Source organism: Streptomyces thioluteus, assembly GCF_039535865.1.
In genome coordinates this window covers 1-20,391 of sequence record NZ_BAAAXZ010000014.1, presented here as the reverse complement: position 1 = coordinate 20,391, position 20,391 = coordinate 1, and the positions used below count along the sequence as shown (strand labels likewise).

17 protein-coding genes, 4 pseudogenes and 1 riboswitch are annotated in these 20,391 nt (G+C 72.9%); of the genes and pseudogenes, 8 read left to right on the top strand and 13 right to left on the bottom strand.

Annotated elements, in window-relative coordinates; genetic code table 11:
* Position 1: 1 nt before the first annotated feature.
* From ABD794_RS01680 to ABD794_RS01665, 4 genes are all read right to left on the bottom strand, one after another.
* Positions 2–421, bottom strand: a complete 420-nt coding sequence (locus tag ABD794_RS01680) for a nuclear transport factor 2 family protein (RefSeq protein ID WP_344960509.1) — start codon at positions 419–421, stop codon at positions 2–4.
* A gap of 70 nt (positions 422–491) precedes the next feature.
* Complete coding sequence (locus tag ABD794_RS01675) at positions 492–983, bottom strand: DUF4070 domain-containing protein (RefSeq protein ID WP_344960507.1); 492 nt, start codon at positions 981–983, stop codon at positions 492–494.
* Between the two features lie 20 nt (positions 984–1,003).
* Positions 1,004–2,068 carry a B12-binding domain-containing radical SAM protein gene (locus ABD794_RS01670; RefSeq protein WP_344960505.1) on the bottom strand — a complete coding sequence of 355 codons (1,065 nt, stop codon included), beginning with the start codon at positions 2,066–2,068 and terminating at the stop codon, positions 1,004–1,006.
* Between the two features lie 6 nt (positions 2,069–2,074).
* The gene (locus tag ABD794_RS01665) at positions 2,075–3,577 is read right to left on the bottom strand and encodes a flavin-containing monooxygenase (protein ID WP_344960504.1); all 1,503 of its coding nucleotides are present in this window, start codon (positions 3,575–3,577) and stop codon (positions 2,075–2,077) included.
* A 149-nt stretch (positions 3,578–3,726) separates the two neighbouring features.
* Between ABD794_RS01665 and ABD794_RS01660 the strand changes: the two genes are divergently transcribed.
* Positions 3,727–4,689, top strand: a complete 963-nt coding sequence (locus tag ABD794_RS01660) for a Rieske 2Fe-2S domain-containing protein (protein ID WP_344960502.1) — start codon at positions 3,727–3,729, stop codon at positions 4,687–4,689.
* A 9-nt stretch (positions 4,690–4,698) separates the two neighbouring features.
* Entirely contained in the window at positions 4,699–6,060 is a 1,362-nt protein-coding gene (locus ABD794_RS01655; RefSeq protein WP_344960501.1) for an MDR family MFS transporter, read from the top strand.
* Between the two features lie 3 nt (positions 6,061–6,063).
* Here the strand turns inward: ABD794_RS01655 and ABD794_RS01650 are convergent, their stop codons facing one another.
* Entirely contained in the window at positions 6,064–7,089 is a 1,026-nt protein-coding gene (locus tag ABD794_RS01650) for a TolB family protein (protein ID WP_344960500.1), read from the bottom strand.
* Between the two features lie 145 nt (positions 7,090–7,234).
* Here ABD794_RS01650 and pqqA point away from each other — a divergent pair, with 145 nt between their 5' ends.
* From pqqA to ABD794_RS01625, 5 genes are read left to right on the top strand one after another with little or no spacing between them, the layout of a single operon-like run.
* Positions 7,235–7,369, top strand: a complete 135-nt coding sequence (gene pqqA, locus ABD794_RS01645; protein WP_344960499.1) for a pyrroloquinoline quinone precursor peptide PqqA — start codon at positions 7,235–7,237, stop codon at positions 7,367–7,369.
* 18 nt (positions 7,370–7,387) lie between these two features.
* Entirely contained in the window at positions 7,388–8,098 is a 711-nt protein-coding gene (gene pqqC / locus ABD794_RS01640; protein WP_344960498.1) for a pyrroloquinoline-quinone synthase PqqC, read from the top strand.
* Entirely contained in the window at positions 8,095–8,391 is a 297-nt protein-coding gene (gene pqqD / locus ABD794_RS01635) for a pyrroloquinoline quinone biosynthesis peptide chaperone PqqD (RefSeq protein WP_344960497.1), read from the top strand. Before pqqC ends, pqqD begins: the two co-directional genes overlap by 4 nt.
* The gene (pqqE, locus tag ABD794_RS01630) at positions 8,384–9,451 is read left to right on the top strand and encodes a pyrroloquinoline quinone biosynthesis protein PqqE (protein ID WP_344960496.1); all 1,068 of its coding nucleotides are present in this window, start codon (positions 8,384–8,386) and stop codon (positions 9,449–9,451) included. Before pqqD ends, pqqE begins: the two co-directional genes overlap by 8 nt.
* Positions 9,448–11,016, top strand: coding sequence for a PQQ-binding-like beta-propeller repeat protein (locus ABD794_RS01625; protein WP_344960495.1), 1,569 nt, complete (start codon positions 9,448–9,450; stop codon positions 11,014–11,016). The genes pqqE and ABD794_RS01625 overlap by 4 nt, the downstream gene beginning before the upstream one ends.
* A gap of 1 nt (position 11,017) precedes the next feature.
* On the opposite strand, the gene ABD794_RS01620 is transcribed toward ABD794_RS01625, so the two are convergent.
* Positions 11,018–11,578 (bottom strand): hypothetical protein, encoded by a 561-nt coding sequence (locus ABD794_RS01620; RefSeq protein WP_344960494.1) that lies wholly within the window; start codon positions 11,576–11,578, stop codon positions 11,018–11,020.
* 158 nt (positions 11,579–11,736) lie between these two features.
* On the opposite strand from ABD794_RS01620, the gene ABD794_RS01615 reads away from it, so the two are divergent.
* Positions 11,737–12,171 (top strand): YchJ family protein, encoded by a 435-nt coding sequence (locus tag ABD794_RS01615; protein WP_344960493.1) that lies wholly within the window; start codon positions 11,737–11,739, stop codon positions 12,169–12,171.
* A 679-nt stretch (positions 12,172–12,850) separates the two neighbouring features.
* Here ABD794_RS01615 and ABD794_RS01610 read toward each other — a convergent pair.
* From ABD794_RS01610 to pelF, 7 genes and pseudogenes are all read right to left on the bottom strand, one after another.
* Positions 12,851–13,327 (bottom strand): annotated as a pseudogene (locus ABD794_RS01610) (C40 family peptidase).
* Between the two features lie 6 nt (positions 13,328–13,333).
* A riboswitch (cyclic di-AMP (ydaO/yuaA leader) is annotated at positions 13,334–13,483 on the bottom strand.
* Between the two features lie 188 nt (positions 13,484–13,671).
* Positions 13,672–14,530: pseudogene (locus ABD794_RS01605) on the bottom strand (endo alpha-1,4 polygalactosaminidase).
* Positions 14,512–15,027, bottom strand: coding sequence for a spherulation-specific family 4 protein (locus ABD794_RS01600; protein WP_344960491.1), 516 nt, complete (start codon positions 15,025–15,027; stop codon positions 14,512–14,514). Before ABD794_RS01600 ends, ABD794_RS01605 begins: the two are co-directional and overlap by 19 nt.
* A 1,021-nt stretch (positions 15,028–16,048) precedes the next feature.
* Positions 16,049–16,763: pseudogene (locus tag ABD794_RS01595) on the bottom strand (nucleotidyltransferase family protein).
* An 85-nt stretch (positions 16,764–16,848) separates the two neighbouring features.
* Entirely contained in the window at positions 16,849–17,847 is a 999-nt protein-coding gene (locus tag ABD794_RS01590) for an SDR family NAD(P)-dependent oxidoreductase (protein ID WP_344960490.1), read from the bottom strand.
* A gap of 41 nt (positions 17,848–17,888) precedes the next feature.
* Complete coding sequence (locus ABD794_RS01585) at positions 17,889–19,301, bottom strand: hypothetical protein (RefSeq protein WP_344960489.1); 1,413 nt, start codon at positions 19,299–19,301, stop codon at positions 17,889–17,891.
* 18 nt (positions 19,302–19,319) lie between these two features.
* A pseudogene (gene pelF, locus ABD794_RS01580) lies at positions 19,320–20,391 on the bottom strand (GT4 family glycosyltransferase PelF); the annotation flags it as partial.

The window sequence follows — 20,391 nt, the reverse complement described above, 5'->3', positions numbered from 1 at the left end:
CTCAGGACGCCGGCACCAGCCCGTCCGCCACCAGCCCGGCGAGGACCGCCTCGCCGAGCGCATGCACGGCGGACTGCGGCCGGACCATGACCGTGAACTCCTTGATCCGGCCGTCCTCGTGGAAGTGCAGCAGATCGACACCGTGGATCTGCTTGCCGCCCACGACGGCGCGGAAGAGCAGGACCGCCGACGGGGCCTCCGCCCCGTCGGCGGTCTCCGCGCTGCCGGTGTGGTGCCCGATGTAACGGAAGTCCTCGAAGATGCGCAGCAGGACGCCGAAGAGGCCCAGCACCATGGGCTTGCCCTCGAAGGGCGAGAACTTCACGGGGCTGTGGAAACGTATGTCGTCGGTGAACAGCTCGTCGAGGGCGGCGGGATCACGCCGCTCGACGGCGGCGCGGAAGCGGTCTGCTGCGGTCACGGCACACCTCTCATGTAAGTGACTACTCACTTTATGAATAGCATGACGAGTGACCCCTGCGACAGATGTGTTACGCGTCGCGGGCCGCCGGGCGGGCCAGGGCCGGCGGGGCGTAGAAGGACTTCTCGGCACGCCCGGCGATGGCATCGCGGGCGAAGCGGATCAAGTGGTGCCCCGTGACGGCGGCTTGCATCATGCCCTCGATGTCACGGCGCCGCAGCGCGTCCGCGGTCATCCGCCAGAAGTCCCGGCGGTAGTCCGCGCGTACCCCGCAGTGCCACAGGACCCGGGCGATGATCGGGAGCGACCGCAGGACGGTCCGCGGCGCGTACCGCCGGGAGGAGCGGGGGCACGGCAGTCGCCGAGGATAGGTCGTGGTCATCTGGTGCAGATAACGCCCGTAGAGGTGAGCGGGCCGGTAGGCATGGCCGATCACCCGCCGCCAGCCGTCCAGGACGACGTCCTCGGGCAACCGGAAGACCACGTTCGACTCGCGATTCCCCGCGTCGTCCAGGATCCGGCCCTCCTTCTCCAGGCGCCGCCACAGCGGCGTACCGGGCAACGCCTGCAGGACGTTGACGGTCAGCAGAGGGATGCGGCCGGCGTCGATGAAGCGGATGACCTCTCGTACGTCCCGGGCTCGTCGGTGTCCAGCCCCAGGATGATGCCGGAGACGACCTCGATGCCATGGGCGTTGATCTCCGCGATGGCGTCGAGCAGGGGCGAGCGCAGATTCTGCGTCTTGCCGATGGCCCGCAGGGCGTTCTCCTCGGGCGTCTCGACGCCCACGAAGACCTTGGTGAAACGGGCCTCGCGCATCAGGGAGAGGAGCTCCGGCCGCTTGGTGATGTTCAGCGTGGCCTCGCACGAGAAGTCCACCGGATAGTCGTGCCGCCGCTGCCAGCGCACCAGTTCCTCCAGCAGGGACCTGGCAGCGTGGGGATTCCCGATGAAGTTGTCGTCGACGAAATAGACCACGTTGCGCACCCCGCCGGCGACGAGCGCGTCGAGCTCCTCGGTGATCCGCCGCGGCGTCTTCAGCCGGGGATTGCGGCCGTAGAGTTCGGGAATGTCGCAGAAGTCGCACCGGAAGGGGCAGCCGGAGGAGAACTGCACGGTGCCGCTCAGATACTCCGACACGTCGATCAGGTGGAACGCGGGGACGGGGAAGTCCTCCAGAGGCAGCCGATTCACCGTGCGATAGACCTCCTGCCGCGCGGGGCGGCCGAGGTCGCGCGCCAGCCGATCGGCCAACGCCTCGGTGGCATCGCCCAGTTCCCCCAGGTGAAGGATGTCCGGCTCGGGGTACCAGTGGGAACACGCCGAGACCGACGGCCCGCCCAGCACGGTCAGCAGCCCCCGCCGCCGGGCAACGGACACGACGGCCTGGATGTGGGCGTGCTGCACGTGCATCCCCGACACGAGGACCACATCCGCCCGGTCGGGATCCCTCTCCGTAAGGGGACGGACGTTCTCGTCGACGACGCGGACGTCCCAGCCCCGGGCCGAGAACCAGGCGGCGATCACCAGAATGCCCTGCGGCGGCATGAACGCACGCGTTCCGATCAGGCGGGAGGCATGGTCGAAGGTGCCGAAGGACCGCGCGTAGCGCGGCGAGACGCACAGCATCCTGCGGGCGTTCGGCACTCTCCCTCACTCCTTTCGGCAGTGGTCTCCCGCGGTCCGCGACAGGAATGCGGCGGACTCGGCCCGCCGGGGCGGCGTCGACCAGGTGTAGGCGTCGGGCGCGAAGGAGCGCAGCCGCCTGACAAGCCGCCCGGTGGACCAGGGCCAGCAGAAGGTGTTCACCCCGGGAAGGCCGAAGTAATAGCCGGACCCGTCCGCGGTGTTGTAGACGGTGGTCCGCAATGCCGCCTGAAGGGTCGCGTGATGCGCGTCCTGGACCTCCGGACGGACGTCGAGGGACGTGAATCCGCCGGCGCGCAGATGGATCAGGGCGCGGACGATGTGGTGGAGTTGGGCCTCCACCGCGGTGGGGACCGCAGTGGTGCCGGAGAACAGGTTCGGCCCCGGGAGCAGGAAGAGGTTGGGGAAACCGCTGACGCTCGTCCCGAGATAGGCGCGGCGGTCGCGCTCCCACGTCCGGGCCAGGGCGGTGCCGTCGGCGCCGTACAGGGCGAACGGCACAGCGCCCACGTGGAATCCGGTGGCGAGGACGACGACGTCCGCGCGGGCGCGCGTGCCGTCGGCACCGATGACGTCATGGCCCCGCACAGAGGCGGCCCGGGTGGGGTGGAGCCGGACGTTGGGCCTGGTGAGGGCCGGATAGTACGCATCGGAGGCGATGATGCGGCGGGCCCCGAAGCGGTAGCGGGGAGTCAGCGCGGCGCGCAGGGCCGGGTCGTGGACGGACGCGCGCAGATGGAGCCGGGCCACGGCCTCCAGGGGCGGCAGCAGCCTGGGATGGCGCAGGAGGAGACCGATGGCCTCCTGGGTCCAGTGGTGCTGCCCACGGAGGACACGACGCACCACCGGGTGCCGGTGCAGGGGCGACGGCAGGGCGTAGTCGGGCTTGGGCAGAACCCACTGCGGGGTGCTCTGGAAGACCTCCACATGGGCTGCTTCGGGCTGGATCTCGGGCACGAACTGCACGGCGGACGCCCCGGTGCCGATGACGACGACGCGGCGTCCGGTCAGGTCGACGTCGTGGTTCCAGCGGGCGGAGTGGAAGACGGGGCCCGGGAAGGCGTCCAGGCCGGGGATGTCCGGGTACCGGGGGTGGTGCCAGGGGCCGGTGGCCACAATGACGGAACGGGTGGTGCGGGTGCCGGCGGTGGTCCGTAAGGTCCAGCGGTGCGCGGTCGCGTCCCACCGGGCCTCCAGCACCTCCACGCCGTGGCGGACGGCCTCGTCCACGCCGTGATCGGCGGCGGTGGCCCGCAGGTAGTCCAGGATCTCGGACCGGGAGGCGAAGCACCTGCGCCAGGCGTGGGGGGCGAAGGAGTACTCGTACAGCATGGCGGGGACGTCGCAGCCGCAGCCGGGGTAGGTGTTGTCGCGCCATGTGCCGCCCGTGCGCGCCGACTTCTCCAGGACGACGACGTCGTCGAAGCCGGCCCGGCGCAGGGCGATGACGGCGGCGATGCCGGACAGGCCGGCGCCGATGACGACGACGTCCGTCGGATCGTCGGTCATGATCTCGCCCCCTCGACCGTCCAACCGAGACGGTGAATGTATCAATTGGCGATACCGCGACAAGGGGGGGTAACAACAACACAACTCATATGAGTGACCTACCCTCTTGAAGGGTGTACCGGGGCCTCTTCCGGTGAAGGGTCCGAGCTATGACGAAGGGGGATAATCGGGAACTCCCTTACCCGAGCGGCTGGTTCTTCCTGGCGCTCTCCCGCGAGCTGTCCCCGGGGCGCGTCCTGACCCGGCGGCTGGCGGGCGAGGACGTTGTCCTTTACCGGACCGACGACGGGACACCGTACGCGGTGCACCCCTACTGTCCGCATCTCGGCGCCCACTTCGGCGCCGGCGGCACCGTCGAGGGCCGGAACCTCGTGTGCCCCTTCCATCACTTCGCCTTCGGGCCGGACGGCATCTGCGTCGGAACCCCGGACGGACGGCCGCCGCGTGCGCGGGTGGAGCACCACACGATCCGGGAACGCAATGGCATGGTCTTCGGCTGGTACGCCCCCGACGGCACCGCGCCCACCTGGGAGGCACCGGAGACCGCACCGCCCGGAGTCGCACCGGTGGGCCAGTGGAGCGTCGAGGTCCACGCCCCCGCCCAGGAACTCCCCGAGAACGCCTGCGACTACCGGCATCTGCCGGTCGTGCACCATGTGACCCTACGAGAACTGGACCCACCGAAGGCCGAAGGCCCTTACCTGCGCTATCGCCTCAGGCTCGGACCGGCCCGGCCCGCCGCGCTGCGGAGGTTCCAGGTCGATCACTCCTTCCTGATGGCCGGGCCGGGCTGTCTGCGCGTCGAGGCCGCCCTGCCCCGGCTCGGGCTCGTCACGTATCTCTGGGCCCTCCACACCCCGACCGCACCAGGGCACACTCTTCTGACCATCGCGTCGGCCTGCTCGGGCATCCGGTCGTCACGTCCTGCGGGTACGTCACCCTTGCACCACGCCGTCGCCCGTGGACTGCTGCTGAGCGCCAGCCGCAAAGCCCTGCAGGACGTGACGATCTGGAACGCCAAGCGCTACGAGCCGCGCCCCCGCCTCGCCCCCGGCGACGAGGCCATCGGCCTCTACCGCCACTGGGTCCGCCAGTTCTATCCGCCCCCGTAAGGCCTCCCCATGGTGCTCGTGATCCCGCTGATGCTGGCGCTGTTCATGGCCAACCTGGACCAGACGATCGTCGCCACCGCCCTGCCCAGCATCGGCGCGGACATCGGCACCGGTGCCGATGTCTCCTGGATCGCCACCGCCTATCTCCTCACCGGCTCGGTGTCCACCCTGCTCTCCGGCAAGCTCGGAGACCTCCACGGCCGCAAGAAGATCCTCCAACTGGCCATCGCCGTCTTCCTGGTGGGCTCCCTGCTCAGTGGCGTCGCCCACACCCTGCCCATGCTGGCCGGGGCGCGAGCACTGCAGGGCGTCGGCGGCGGCGCGATCACCTCGCTGGTCATGGCCATCACCGGCGACCTCGCCGTCCCGCGCCGCAGGGCCAGGCTCCAGGCCGCCCTCGGCACGGTCGCCGCCCTCGCTCTCGTCGCCGGGCCCCTGTGCGGCGGCGCGTTCGCCGACGGGCTCTCCTGGCGCTGGATCTTCTACGTCAACCTGCCCATCGGTGTCGTCGCCCTCGTCGTGGTCGCCACCAGGCTCCGGCTGCCCGGCCTCACGGGCGAGGGCCGGGTCGACGTCCTCGGCGCCGTCACCGTCACCGCGTTCACCACCACCGTCGTCCTGCTCACCACCTGGGGCGGACACGACTACCCCTGGTCGTCCCCCGTGATCCTCGGCCTGGCCGTCTTCGCCGCCGTCTCCCTGGCCGGATATCTCGTCGTCGAGCACCGGGCCATCGAGCCGATCACCCCGCTCCACCTGTTCCGATCCGCCAACTTCAGCCTGGTGGCGGCCCAGTTCCTGCTCGCCGCGCTCGTGCTGATGGCCGGCATGCTGTACGTGCCGATGTTCCTGCAGACCGTCCAGCGCACATCCGCCTTCACCGCCGGGCTGTACGTGATCCCCCTGCTCGTCGGTCTGATGGCCGCCGCGGTGCTGTCCGGTCTCCTCATCGCCCGGACCGGTCGTTACAAGCTCTACCCCGCCGTCGGCGCGGTCCTCGTCGCGGCCTCGATGGCCGTCCTCGGCCATGCCGATCGGAACACCGGCGCCGTCGCCCTGATCGTGCCGCTGACCGTCACCGGCATCGGGATCGGCTTCTTCGTCCAGGTCTGCATCCTCGTCGGCCAGTTCTCCGTGGCCCACGAGCACATCGGCACCGCCACCGGGGTGCTGAACTTCTTCCGCTCACTCGGCGGGGCCCTCGGCGCGGCCCTCTTCGGCGCGATCCTCGCCTCCGGCCCGACGGGCAGCGGTGCGGCGTTCCGGGCCGTCTTCATCTGGACCGTCCCCTTCATGGCCCTGGCCCTCGCGCTCGCCCTGCTGGTCAGAGAGGAGCCGCTGCCGGACGGGACAGGGGCGGCGACGGCCTGACCGCTACCCCCGCGGCGCGGCCACCCGCCACAGCGACGACGGCCGGTCCTCGTCCCCCGGGTGCGACTCGAACGCGATCCACTTCCCGTCCGGCGACCAACTGGGGGCGCCGTCGTAGGACTTGGGGTCACGGGTGACGCGCACCGGATTCCCGCCCGTCGCCGGGATCACGAAGATCTGCGGCAGGTCCAGGCCGCCGGCCGTGGAGGAGAAGACGACGGACCGGCCGTCGGGGGACCAGCTCGGGTCGGTGTGCTCCCCCGCGACGCCCGTCAGCCTGCGCAGGTCGCCGCCGTCCGCGTTCATCACGTACAGCGCCCAGTCGCCGCCGCGTTCCCGCCGCTGGAGGACGAGGCGGTCGCCCTTCGGGGACCAGTTGGGCTGGCGGTTGTCGGTGCGGGTGCCGGGGCCGTCGAGGAGGCGGGTGCGGTGCGTGCCGTCGCGGCGGACCTTCCAGATCGACCCCTCGCCGCCGCTGTCGCCCGCGCGCTCCACGCTCTCCTGGAAGACGATCCACCGGCCGTCGGGCGAGAAACTGGGCTCCAGGTAGCCGGTGTCGCCGTCGTGTTCGGTCACGCGCTCCGGCTTCGCACCGGAGCCGGGCTTGAGGGTCCACACCTCGTCGTGGCCCGCGCGGTCGGAGGTGAAGGTGAGCCCGGCGGAGGGGTGCCAGCTGGTGCCGGGGAGGTTCACGGCGGCGCGGTCGGACTCGTCCAGGACGGTGCGGGGCTTCTCCCGCTCGGCGCCGCCCCGGAACGGGAGGGTCCGCAGGGCGGCCGCGCCCTCGTTGTAACCGTCGTGGAAGACGGTGAAGAGGAGGGACCCGCCGTCCGGGGAGAACGCGGGGTTCTGGGCGCTGGCCCGCCCGCCGGGGCGGTGGAGGAGCTCGGCGCCGTCGGCGCGGGTCGTCCCCTGCCGCCCGGTAGCGGGAGCCGGGGACGGAGGGCTGGGGTCGTCGGAGCCGGAGGAGCCGCACGCCGTCAAAGCGAGTGCGGCCAGCAGAATCGTCACGAGCAGGCGACTGCGCACCGGCCGACCCTAGCCGACGCAACTCGGCCGGAACAACGGTCACTTGAGACACATCCCGCGCGGCACCGCATCACTCGATCCAGTGATTGCCGGGCCGCCCCCGCTGACCCACCCTGGAAGTCACCGCACCGCACAGGGGGATCCGATGTCGAACGACCGGCCCGCGGCCCCGCCGCGCCCGTCTCCGCCCGCGCCCGAGCGCCCCGTCTGGCGCGCCCCCGCGTTCACGAGCGTCGAGCTCGGGGCCGAGGTCACCGCCTACGCCGCCGCCCGGCGCTGACCGGCCGACGACCGGACGATGTCCGAACCGGCCGCGGCCGGCAGCGAGGAGTTCACCGCCGCGCTCCACGCGCACGCCGAGCGGTACTGGGACCGCCACCCGTTCCATCTGCGCCTGCACCGGGGCGAGTTGACCCCGGACGAGGTCCGCCGCTGGATCGCCAACCGGTGGTACTACCAGAAGTGGCTGCCGCAGAAGGACGCCGCCGTCGTCGCCAACTGCCCGGTGCCCGAGATCCGCCGACGCTGGCTCCAGCGGATCGCCTACCAGGACGGCACGGCGGAGGGCCGAGGCGGCAACGCCCAGTGGCTGGACCTCGCCGACGCCGCCGGCCTCCCGCGCGCCGAAGTGCTCGACGAGCGGCACGTGCTGCCCGCCGTCCGGTTCGCCACCGACGCGTACGTCACGTTCGCCCGCACCCGGCCGTGGACGGAGGCCGTCGCCGCCTCGCTCACCGAGCTGTTCTCCCCCGGCCTGATGCGCGAGCGGCACACCGCGCTGCGCACCCACTACCCCTGGATCGACCCCGCCGGTCTCGGCTACTTCGCCGCCCGCCCCGAGGCCGCCACGGGCGACGCGCGGCACGCGCTCCGCGTCGTCACCGCCTACTGCACCACGCGCGAACGGCGGCAGGCCGCGCTCGACGCCCTCGCCTTCAAGTGCGACGTGCTGTGGAGCATGCTCGACGCCCTCGACCACGCGGGCAGGACGGAGGAGGCACGGGGATGACGGACACCGACGGGATCCGCTGGCGGCTGCGCGGCGGCGTCCGGCTGCGCCACGACGCGGTGCGGGACACCGGCGTCCTGCTGCACCCGGAGGGCGTCCTCCTGCTCAACGAGACGGCGGTCGCGGTGCTGCGGCTCTGCGACGGGACGACGGACGTCGACCGGGTCACCGAGACGCTGTCGCGAACGTACGTGGACGTGGCGGCAGCCGACGTCCGCTCCTTCCTGACGGCCCTGGCCGAACGCCGCCTGGTCGAGCCCTCGGAGCCGACGGACGAGGCCCCCGGTGGATAGGCCGCTCGGCCTGCTCGCCGAGCTCACCCACCGGTGCCCGCTGCACTGCCCGTACTGCTCCAACCCGGTCGCCCCGGTCGGGCGCCGCGCCGAACTCACCCCCGGCCAATGGCGCCGCGTCCTCGACGAGGCCCAGGAACTCGGCGTGCTCCAGGTCCACTTCTCGGGCGGCGAGCCCCTGCTCCGCCGCGACCTGGCGGAGCTCGTCGCGCACGCCCGCGGCCTGGGCCTCTACACCAATCTGATCACCGGCGGCCATCCGCTCCCGGAGCGGCGGCTGGCCGGGCTGGTCGCGGCCGGGCTCGACCACGTGCAGCTCAGCGTGCAGGACGCGGAGGCCGCGGGCGCCGACGCCGTCGCGGGCCGTCCGGCGCACGAGCGGAAGCTGGCGGCCGCCGCCCGGGTCCGGGCGGCCGGGCTGCCGCTGACCCTCAACGCCGTGCTGCACCGCGCCACCATCGGGCACACCGCGGCGCTGATCGACCTCGCCGAGCGCCTCGGCGCCGGCCGGCTGGAGCTGGCCAACGCCCAGTTCTACGGCTGGGCGCTGCTCAACCGCCGCGCCCTGCTGCCCACCCGGTCCCAACTCACCCGGGCCGAGGCCGTGGTGGCGGCCGCGCGGCGCCGCCTGGCCGGCCGGCTGGAGATCGCCTACGTCCCCGCCGACTACCACGGTGACTGGCCGAAACCCTGCATGCACGGCTGGGGCAGCCGCCAGTTGACGGTGGCACCCGACGGCGACGTCCTGCCCTGCCCGGCGGCGGGCCGGATCCCCGGCCTGGGCGTCGTCAACGTCCGCGCCGCCCCGCTGGCCGCCATCTGGTCCGACTCCCCCGCGTTCAACCGCTTCCGCGGCACGGACTGGATGCGCGAGCCGTGCCGCGGCTGCCCGCGCCGGGAGATCGACCACGGCGGCTGCCGCTGCCAGGCGTTCGAGCTCACCGGCGACGCCGCCGCGACGGACCCCGTCTGCCGGCTCTCCCCGCACCACGCGCTGGTCACCGAGGCCGTACGGGCCGCGGAGGGCGCACCGCTGCACATCGTCCGGAGGCCACCGTGACCGACTCCCCGGGCCCGCCCCCGGTCACCACCCAGCACAACGACAACCGGCGCACCGGCGCCAATCTCCTGGAGACGGCGCTGAGTCCGGCCACCGTCGGCCCGAGCACCTTCGGCCTGCTGTTCAGCCGGGCCGTGGACGGGCAGGTGTACGCCCAGCCGCTGTACCTCCCCGCCCTCGAACTGCCCGGCCGGGCCGTCAGGAACGTCGTCTACGTCGCCACCATGCACAACAGCGTCTACGCCTTCGACGCCGACGATCCCGCCGCCTCCGCCCCGCTGTGGCGCGTCTCGCTGGGCCCGTCCGCCCCGCTGCCCGACCCCGATATCGGGCCGCGGGGCTACAAGGACATCTCGGTCGAGGTGGGCGTCATCAGCACGCCGGTCGTCGACGCCGAGCGGCGCGTGCTGTATGTCGTCGCCTTCACCAAGGAGTCCGACGGTTACCACCACACGCTGCACGCACTGGACGTGCGCACGGGACGGGAGGTGCTGGGCGGGCCGGTGCGGATCGCCGCCACCGTGCCCGGGACCGGGGACGGCAGCGTCGACGGCCGGCTCACCTTCACCAGCAACCGCCAGTTGCAACGCTCGGCACTGACCCTGGCGAACGGCCGGGTGTACGTGGCCTTCGCCTCCTACGGCGACAAATCGCCGTACCACGGCTGGGTGTTCGGCTACGACGCGGCGACCCTGCGGCGCACCGGCGTGTTCGTCACCACCCCCGACACCGGGCTGGGCGGCATCTGGCAGGCGGGCCAGGGGCCGGCCGTGGACGACGCGGGCGACCTCTACTGCATCACCGGCAACGGCGGTTTCCGCACGGACGGTTCGAACCTCGGCGACTGCGTCGTCCGGCTCCGCCCGGACCTGACGGTCGCCGACTGGTTCTCCCCGTTCGACAACGCCGCCCTGGACGCGGCCGACCTGGACCTCGGTTCGGCGGGTCCGCTGCTCGTGCCGGGGACGCAGCTGCTGCTCTGCGGGGGCAAGGCGGGCAAGTTCTATCTGCTCGACACCCGCTCCCTGGGGCACTTCCACGCCGGGTCCGACAGCCAGATCGTGCAGAGCTTCGAGGTCATGGCGCCGGACGTGCACAGCCACCACATCCACGGCGGGGCCGTGCACTGGACGTTCTCCGGCGGGACGTGGGTGTACGTGTGGCCGGAGAACGCCTTCCTCCGTGCCTACCGGTTCGCGGGCGGGCTGCTGGGGACGGCGCCGGTGTCGATGAGCACCACCACGGACCCGACGGGCGTACCCGGCGGTTCGCCCGGGATGCCGGGCGGCTTCCTGTCCGTCTCCGCGCACGGGTCCGACGCGGCGACGGGCCTGGTGTGGGCCTGCCATCCCTGGAAGGCGGACGCGAACCAGGCCGTGGTGGAGGGCGTCGTACGGGTCTACCGGGCGTCCGACCTCACCCAGGAGCTGTGGAACAGCAGGATGGACGCGGCCCGGGACGACGTCGGGCTCTTCGCCAAGTTCGTCCCGCCGACGGTGGCGAACGGGAAGGTGTACGTGGCGACGTTCTCGGGGGCGTTGCGGGTGTACGGCCTGCTGGGGTGACTCACTGTCCCACGGGCACCGGCAGGGGCACGGGCAGGGGCGGAGTCGGCACGGGCAGGCTGCTGCCCACCTGGGTCACGAGCGTCGTCACCTTCGTCAGATCGGCCAGGACCTGGGTGACGTCGGCCACCACGGCGGTGAGGTTGCCCGCCGCCAGGTCGTTCAGGAGCTTCGTCGCGTCCTTGGACAGCGTGTCGAGCGCGGCCTGCAGGTCGCTGACGGGGTCCTTCTTCTTGTTCTTCGGGTTGGCGGGGGTCTGCCGGGCCTCGGCGCGGGCGGCGGCGTGCAGCCGTGCGCCCTCGTCCGCGAGTTGGCGCTGCAGGATCTTCAGCCTGGCCAGGTCCGGCCTGGCGGCCTGGGCGTCCCTGACGATCCCGGTGCCGAGGGTCAGCGTGTTGCCCAGGCTGCCGAGCAGGCCCAGCCGGGCGGTGACGTTCGGGGCGACGGCGGGCCTCGGCTTCGGCGCGGCGAGCGGTTCCACGGCGATGGCCGCGCCGGCCAGGCCGAGCGCGAGCGAGCCGCAGAGGGTGAGGGCGACGGTGGTGGACTGTTTCACGGGCATGGGTGGAGACTCCCTTCCGGTTCGAGCCCACCGTGTGCCGGGGCGGGCCGGGCCCGCAACCGATCATCCGTCAGGGCGCGCGGCCGGGTGGGGGTGACTCCCTCCGCCGTGACGTGCGGTTTTCCTCCTCCGACGCGGAATGTCGACAAATGCCCTCCATGCGACCGAAAGGGTTCCGCGCGGGGGAGAATCGCGGGGTGTCCAAGAAGAGCATCACTCCCGCCTCCCCCTGCCCGTGCGGCCTGTCCGCCTCGTACGCCGACTGTTGCGGCGCCTTCCATGCGGGTCGGTCCTCCGCGCCGACCGCCGAGCGGTTGATGCGCTCGCGCTACAGCGCCTTCGCGGTCGGGGACGCGGCGTATCTGCTGCGAACGTGGCACTCCTCCACCCGTCCGGCGGTGCTGGACCTGGACGACCAGGTGCGGTGGACGGGGCTGGAGATCCTGGCGGCGTCGGGCGGTACGGCGTTCCACCAGGAGGGGACGGTGGAGTTCCGGGCGCACTGCCGAGTGGGGGGTGCGGAGGACTCCCAGCATGAGCTGAGCCGGTTCGTGCGGGAGGGTGGGAAGTGGGTGTATGTGGACGGGATGTGAGCGACGGTTTTCCGCCGGGGGGGGTGTGCCCGGACCCGCCCTTTCAACCATTTCTCCCGGGGCAAGCCCCGGACCCGACACCACGCTCCGAGTGGTGGGGCGGGGCTGCGCCCCGGGCCGCAACGCGCCTTCGGCGCGTCGGTCCTCAAACGCCGGACGGGCTGGACGGTGCGCCCCGGCCGGCCGGCGTTGAGGACGGCGCCCGGAGGGCGGGCACTTCGGGGGTCGGAGGCCCAGCCCTGCTCCGGGGTGCAGGGCGGAACCCTGCGGGGTGCAGGGGGCGAAGCCCCGGTGGCGCGCAGGGCGAAGCCCTGGTCAGGACCTCGGGGCATGCCTCAGCCCGGGCCCCAAGGGGCGCTGCCCCTGGTGGGGTGCGGCTCCCGGTGAGGGTGCGGCCCGGTGGGGCCGCGGCCCCGGGGTGAGGGCGCGGCCCCCGGTGGGAGGCGGCCCACAACATGGGTGCGGCCCCCAGCAGGTGTGCAGCCCGGGTGGGGATGCACCCCCGGTTGGGCACGCAGCCCCCAGCGGGGTGCGGGGGCGGAGCCCCGCCCCGCCGCGTGGAGCGCGGCCCCCGTGCGCGGCGGCGCGTGCCGCGAGGTGGCGCAGGGGCGCAGCCCCTGCGGAAACGGAGAAAGGGCGGGACCGGGGCAGAAACTCACACCCCCGTGAACGCCACGCGTCAGCGCACGCGGCCGTACCACACACTGTTCGTCCAGATCTTCTCCAGACGGACCTTCTTGCCCGTGCCGGGCGCGTGCCAGATCTTGCCGCCACCCGCGTAGATGCCCACGTGGTAGACGTTGCTGTCCGGAGTGGAAGAAGACCAGGTCGCCCGTGGTGCGCGAGCCGCGCGAGATGTGGCGGGTCGCGTTGTACTGGTCCGCCGCGATGCGCGGCAGCTTCTTGCCGGCCCCCTTCTTGAAGGATACTGCGTCAGGCCGAGCAGTCGAAGCGGTTGGGGCCGTGGCGCCCCACTGGTACCAGGAGCCCTTCTTCGAGGCCGCGACCTTGACGGCCTTGGCACCCGCGACGTGGGCCGCCTGCGCCTCGCCGGCGAGGCCGGGGAGCAGGACGGAGGCCGCGACAGTCGCGGCGGTGAGGGCCGTGCGGTACCGGCCCGGGAGATGAGCGCGGTATTCGAGTGCAGCGCAGACATGCCGATAAGCCCTTCGTCATCCGCCTGCGAAAGATGACCTGTCGGGTTCGGGCTGACAAAGTTGCCCGCCACCATGTGGCTTCACCCCTAGAACCACCGCCTTCGTGGTTCGTCCTGCCTGGGTCTCCCGCTCCTGCCGATCCGCGAATCAGTTCCGCACCCGGAGCGGCGGCAGGACTCGCGTCCGCCCGGGTCGCCCGCCTCTTTGACGGGTTTCTTGGTTGTTGCGGTGCAGATCCTGCACCATCCCGCCACCGAAAACCGGTGCCGAAAGGGGGTTCTGTGAGGTTCTTCACGCGTCGCGCGGTGACTTCCGTCCCGCTACGTCCCGTTTCGGGGTGCCGTCAGCAGGGCTTGCGCCAGGCGTTCAGGCCCAGCTCTTCTGCATGGAGGAGAGCCCCAGTTCCTTCGCCTCGCCGCAGAACTCACGGGGCGCCATCTCGTACTCGACATGGAAGACGGCCTTCCCCTTCGCCACGAAGGGCTTGAGCTTCTCGCACTCGCCGTACTGCGCGCACTGTTCGTTGACGGCGAAGTCGAAGTCGCCGACGAGCTCGGGGATCTGGTCGAGGTCGTTCTTGAGGCCGACGGCATGCCCCGCTCATGGGCGAGGGAGGCGATCATGCGGTTGAACGCCAACTGGTGGGCGGCGGTGAGCGGAAAGCCCGTCTTGTTGCGGAACCCTTCGGTCAGATCGGGCTCGACCGCGTCGAACCCCTTCTCGCGGCACATGTCGAAACGTTCCGCCATGATGGGCCGGAGGACGTCGAGGCGCCGGATGTCGAGCCACTTCTCGCCCTTCCAGCCCTCGTTCTTCGCGCCCAGCACGGACTCCGGGAACTTCCCCTGGTCCGGCCGCCAGTCCTCGTACGCGCCGGCGTTGATGTAGCAGATCACCTTGCGCTTCTTCGCGTGCAGCTTCGCCACGGTCGCCGCATCGTTCTCGAAGCCGTCGATGTCGTAGACGGGAACGTCGACGGAGGTGTCCACGGCGCCGTCCAGCTGCCACTGCCAGCGCGTACCGGGCTTCGGCTGCCAGCGCGCACCACCGGGACGCGGGTGCGCCGAGGGCGAACTCGTCTCCCACCGAGGGGTCGTCGGAGTCGGAGGGTGACGTCGTCGTCCCCGCGCAGCCGTCGCGATCAGCAGCACGGCCGTCGCGAAGGCCGCGCCCCCCAGCCGTCTCAAGGTGCGGTCTGCCATGGATTCTCTCCCTTTCCCGGCACGGCGCAGTGCACCGCGGCACCCCGCCTGCCGGCCGTACGTGCCACCAGTCCGGCCCGTTCCTGGGCACACCGTAGACCAAGTGGCAGAAGCGCGAGGGGAGATGGTCGGCCGTCCAGTCGGGCACCCGCGCGGTGCGGTACGCCTCCCCAGGACCCCTCGAAGGTCACGAGCAGGTCGGCGACCTCGGCGTACCCGGGGTCCGGGTGGGTGCCGGGGTTGAGCACGACGGTCCGCGCGCCCAACGCCCGGGACACCAGGGCGAGTCGGCGGTAGCGGGGCAGCAACAGGGCCTCCGTGGCGGCCCGGTCGTAGAAGACGCCGTCGACGTCGTACCACCGCCGGTGCCGGCGCAGGTCGGCGACGGCCGAGCGGAACGGGCGGGCGCCCGTAGGCGGTGTCCACGTACCCCAGCACGGGCACGCCCGCCCCCGCGCAGCCGTGCCGCGACGGCGCGGAAGGACGGGTCGGGGCACCGCCCCGGCCCGTCCGCCGCGTTGAGCACCACGCCGCGCAGGGCGGGTGCGGCCCGTACCAGCCGTTCCCACGGGCCGGGTTCGGCGCCGGGGTGGACGTACAGCGGTACGAGCAGCGAGGGATCCGTCACCGCGGCGGCCCAGAGATCGGTCAGCGTGGTGCCGAACGCGTACGACGGCTTCCAGCCCAGCGTCCGCCCCGTCGCCGTGACGTCGGCCTGCTGCCAGGGCAGCGCGGCCGAGCGCGGCGAGCCGGCGCCGTCCTCGTCGATCCGGCCGCGGAAACCGGCGGCCCCCGCCAGCCCCTCGGCGACCTCGGCGGGCGTGCGGGCCGTGCCGCTGCCGATGTTGAGGACGCCGGTGACGGGCCGGGGCGCGGTGACGGCGAGGACGACGGCCCGTGCCACGTCGCGCGCGTCGACGAAGTCGCGGTGCGCGGAGAGGTCGCCGGTGCGTACGGTGCCGTCGGGCCCCGGCTTCCCGGATGCCCTGGACGAGCCGCCCGGCCAGGGAGCCGCCCGGGCGCCGGGGCCCAGGGGTTGAACACCCGCAGGACGAGCGCGTCGAGGCCGGAGCCGGTGACGGCGAGCGTCCCGGCGAGCTTGGTGGCCCCGTAGAGGCCGAGCGGCGCGGCCGGGTCGGACTCCGCGAGGGAGTGCGGCGCGGGCCGCCGGTCCGTACTCCGCCGCCGAGCCGAGGTGCACGAGCCGGGCGCCGGGGGCCGCCGCGCGCAGGGCCTCGCAGAGCACCGCCGGTCCGCGGGGCGTTTGACGGCGGCGAGGACCGTGGCACTGCCGGCGGTGGCGCCCGCGCAGTTGACGAACCGCGTCCGGGGCCGCCGCGCGCAGCGCGTCGGCCAGCCGGTCCGGGTCGGCGCCGGCCAGGTCGCAGGGGACGGCGCTGCCGGGCGTCCCGGGCCGCCGTCGAGCACCCCGCGCGCCGGGGAGGGCGCGCAGCTGCCCGGCGGCGTGCCGGCCCAGGAAGCCGTGGCACCGAGGAGGAGGATGCGCATGCGGGCCGGTCACACTCCCTTGATCAGCAGGTCGCGGCGGTGGGGAGAACTCCGCGTTGGCGCGGTCGTAGTCGTCGGGGCGCCCGATGTCGAGCCAGTATCCGCCGAACTCATAGGCGTTGGGCGGGGTTCCGGCGGCGAGCAGGTCGAGGACGAGCTCGTCGAAGCCGAGCGGCAGCCCCGGGGTGTAGCGGGCGAGGGCGTCGAGGGTGACGCCGTAGACGCCCATGGAGACGCGGTAGTCCATGCGGGGCTTCTCGGTGAAGCCGGTGACCCGGCCGGCCTCGGTGGTCAGGACCCCGAGTCGATGACTGACCTGACGGGGGTAGGTGGCGATGGTCAGCGGGGCGCCGGAGTCCCGGTGGGCGCGCAGGACGTCGGCGAAGTCGAGGTCGGTGAGCACGTCCCCGTTCATCACCAGGAAGCTCTCGGGCAGCCGGTCGGCCATGGTGAGAAGCGGGCCCATGGTGCCCAGCGGGCTCTCCTCGGTGGTGTAGTCGACCGTGAGGCCCCACTGGGAGCCGTCGCCGACGTAGGCGCGGATGATGTGGCCGAGGTGGCCGATGGCCAGTGTGCAGCTGGTGAAACCGGCGTTCGCCAGCTGGCGCATCACGATTTCCAGGATGGCGTGCTGGTCTCCGATGGGCACGAGCGGCTTGGGCAGGGCGGTGGTGTAGGGACGCAGCCGGATGCCCTTGCCTCCGGCGAGTATCACTGCATGCATGGGACGTTCCTCTCTGCGGGACACCCCGCGGGATCGTCCGCGGGTCGGATGGCGCGCGTGGACCGGGGTCCGGTGGTGCGGCGGATCAGACGTTGTAGATGCCGGTCTTGTAGCGGGCGAGGTTGGCCGGGTCGCGGAAGAAGGCGACGGTGGCGGCGAGACCCTCCTCCAGGGTGTGGGCGGGGGCCCAGCCGGTGGCGGCGCGGAGCCGGGAGGCGTCGCAGACCAGGCGCATGACCTCGGAGTTGGCGGGCCGGACGCGGTCGGCGTCGGAGCGGATCTCCAGCTCGGCGTCCATGAGCTTGCCGATGACGGTCACCAGCTCACCGACGGAGATCTCCTCCCCCGTACCGGAGTTGAAGGTGCGGCCGACGACGCGTTCGGCGGAGGCGGTGCCCACGGCGCGGAAGGCGGCCACGGTGTCCTTGACGTAGCTGAAGTCACGGGTGGGGCGCAGGTCGCCAAGGGTGATGGTGCGTTCCCCGGCGGCGACCTGTCCGATGACGGTGGGGATGACGGCGCGCATGGACTGGCGGGGGCCGAAGGTGTTGAAGGGCCTCAGGGTGACGACGGGCAGGCCGAAGCTGGCGTGGTAGCTGTCGGCGAGCCGGTCGCCGCCGGCCTTGGAAGCGGCGTACGGGGACTGGGTGTTGATGGGGTGGTCCTCGGTGATCGGCACGGTCTGCGCGGTGCCGTAGGTCTCGCTGGTGGAGGTGTGCACCAGGCGCGGGATGCCCAGGTGGCGTACGGCCTCCAGCACGTTGAGGGTGCCGGTGACGTTGGTCTCCACATAGCTGTGCGGGGCCCGGTACGAGTACGGGATCGCGATCAGGGCGGCCAGGTGGTAGACGGTCTCCGCGCCCTTGACGAGGTCCTGGACGGAGCCGGGGTCGCGGACGTCGCCGAGGACGACCTCGACGGAGTCGAGCACGTCCGGCGGCAGGTTCTCCAGCCATCCGTAGGAGGAGAAGGAGTTGTACTGGACCATGGCGCGGACCCGGTGGCCGTCGGCGACGAGCGCCTCGGTCAGGTGCGAGCCGATGAACCCCTCGGCACCGGTGACGGCGACGGTGGTGGCGGGCATGCGGGATCTCCTTGGGTGTTGCCGGGCGGACAGGGGCCGGATCAGCGGTGCGCGGTGATCCGGCCGAGGAGCGCGGTGGCGGCGGCCACCAGGGCCGCCGTCGTCCCGGCGCAGACGACGAGCTGGACGGTGGCCGGCGAGGGGAGCCGGGCGGCGAGCGCCGCCGCCTCCGCCGCGCCGGCCGAGAGACACAGGAGCGCCGGCGGCCACGCGACGCCGTACGCCTGGAGCAGCAGACCGGTCCACAGCACGGCGCCGAGGGCCAGCAGGCCGGCGATGCGCAGGACGGTCGGTGACGGCCCGTCCGGCCAGACGGCACCGGTGGCCAGCGCCAGGACGGCGAGCGCGGCGAGGTAGGCGGCCAGGCAGCCGCCGAGGACGCGGGCGATGCGGGCGAGCAGACCGCCGATGGTGACGGTGCGGCCGAGCGCGGCGAGGGCCCGGCTGCGGAAGCGGTAGAGCAGCCATTCGGCGGCGCCCATGCTCAGGGTGAGCGCGATGACGGCGGGCCCGGCGGGTACGGCGTCGCTGCCGTGCCGCACGACATCGCCGAGGGCGGCGACGGCCGTCAGGACGCCGCAGCCCAGGCCGAACAGGCCGTAGGGCAGCGAGGCGAGCGGTGACGGGGTCGCCGTGCCCGCGGTCCCCTTCTCGCGCCAGGCCAGGACGCACTGGTACGAGGACGCCGCCAGCACGCCGGCGAGCGTGGCGAGCAGCAGCCCGGCGGCCAGGGCCCGCGGCGGTTCGGTGACGAGGGCGGCCGCTCCGCCGCCGGCGACGGGCAACAGCGTGTACAGCAGCAGCCGTTCGCGGCCGAGCACCAGCAGCACGGTGGCCGCCGAGAGGTAGAGCGCCTGGCCGACGGCGAACGCGACCGTCCCCGCGGGCCCGCCGGGGGCGAGTGCCGCGGCGGTGGCCAGGAGCCCGCCCAGCGGGGCGCCGGTGCGCAGGCAGCGCCCGGCGGCGGCCCGCCCGCCGGACGCCAGGCGCAGATAGGCGCGGTGGGCGAGGCCCTGGTTCCACGCCCAGGCGGTGAGCGCGGCGGCGACGAGGGACGCGGTGCCCTGGGGCAGTCCGCCGGGGCCGCGGGCGCCGGACATCAGGGGTGCGCCCAGGGTGTAGCCGAGGCCGGGCAGGGTGAAGACGAGGGAACGCAGCAGCACCAGGCCGGGTTTGACCTGCCAGGGGTCGGGGGCGGGCGGTGGTTCGGGGTGGCCGCGCGGGACGCGGTCGTAGAGCTCGGCGGCGAGCTCGAAGGAGTCGCGGAGGCCGTAACGGCCGGATATCTGCTCGCTGGTGAGGCCATCGGCCTCCAGGACCGCGGCGATCTCGTCGGGGTGGACGGCCGCGGCGCACACGTCGGCGAGCTCGCGGGCGAGCTCGCCGACGGCCACGGTGTTCCCCAACGGCCGTGCGGCGGGCAGGTCGTGGACGGCTTCGGGGTCGGGCGGCACGAGCCGCAGCGGGGCCGCTCATCCGGCGACACCGCCTGCGGCCATCGCGGGCAGCTCCCGCACGGATATCGGTGCGGCGGCGGGCCGCCGGGTGTCGGCCAGGTCGTGGTAGATCTCCCGGAAGGCGCTGATGGTCTGCCGCAGGGTGAACTGTTCGATGACCCGCAGCCGGGCCTTCTCCCCCATGTCCGCGCGGAGTTGGGATCGGTGAGCAGTTTCAGGGCGGCGTCGGCCATGCTCCGCGGTCGCGGGCGGTACGAGCGAGCCCGGTGTCGCCGACGGCCTCGCTGACCGCCCGCCGACGTCGGTGGAGACGGTGGCGCGGCCGCAGGGACATGGCCTCGATGAGGGTGAAGGGGAAGCCCTCGCTGATGCTGGAGAGCATCACCACGTTGCCGGCGGCGTAGGCGTCGCGGATGTCCTCGACGCGTCCCTCGAAGGTGACGGCGTCGGCCGCGCCCAGTTCGGCGGCCAGGTTCTCGCAGGCGGTGCGGTAGCCCTCGCCGCCGCGCGGGTGCCGCCGAAGAGCCGCAGGCGCGCCTGCGGTATCTCCTCGCGGACCAGGGCGAAGGCGCGGATGAGGGTGTCGAGTCCCTTGATGGGGTCGACGACGCCCGGCCCAGCTGAGGGTGGGCACCTCGGCTCGGGCCCGGCGGGCGGGAACGCCGCGGGGTCGACGCCGTTGTAGACGGTGCGGATGCGGTCGGGCGGGGTGCCGCCGTGCTCCTCCCAGCGCCGGTTGTAGCGGTTGCCGGGGGTGACGAGGCGGCGACCCGGTAGGTCTCCTTGGCGAGCAGCCGGAAGAGCCCCAGCATCAGGGCCTTGACGGGCCAGCGGTAGGGCTCGGTGCGGAAGCCCAGGTAGCGCTCGCGCAGATAGATGCCGTGCTCGGTGAGCAGCAGCGGGGTGCCGTACCGGTGGTGGGCGAGCAGCCCCGGGACGGCGGCCAGGCCCCCGCTCACCGCGTGGGTGATGCCCTCGGCGGGGGCGTTCGCGGCGAGCGGGCGCAGGGCGTGTTTCCAGCAGGTCGGTGGCGGTCAGGGCGTCGCGCAGGGTGGGGCGGGCGCCGCCGTGGCAGCGACGGCCGCTT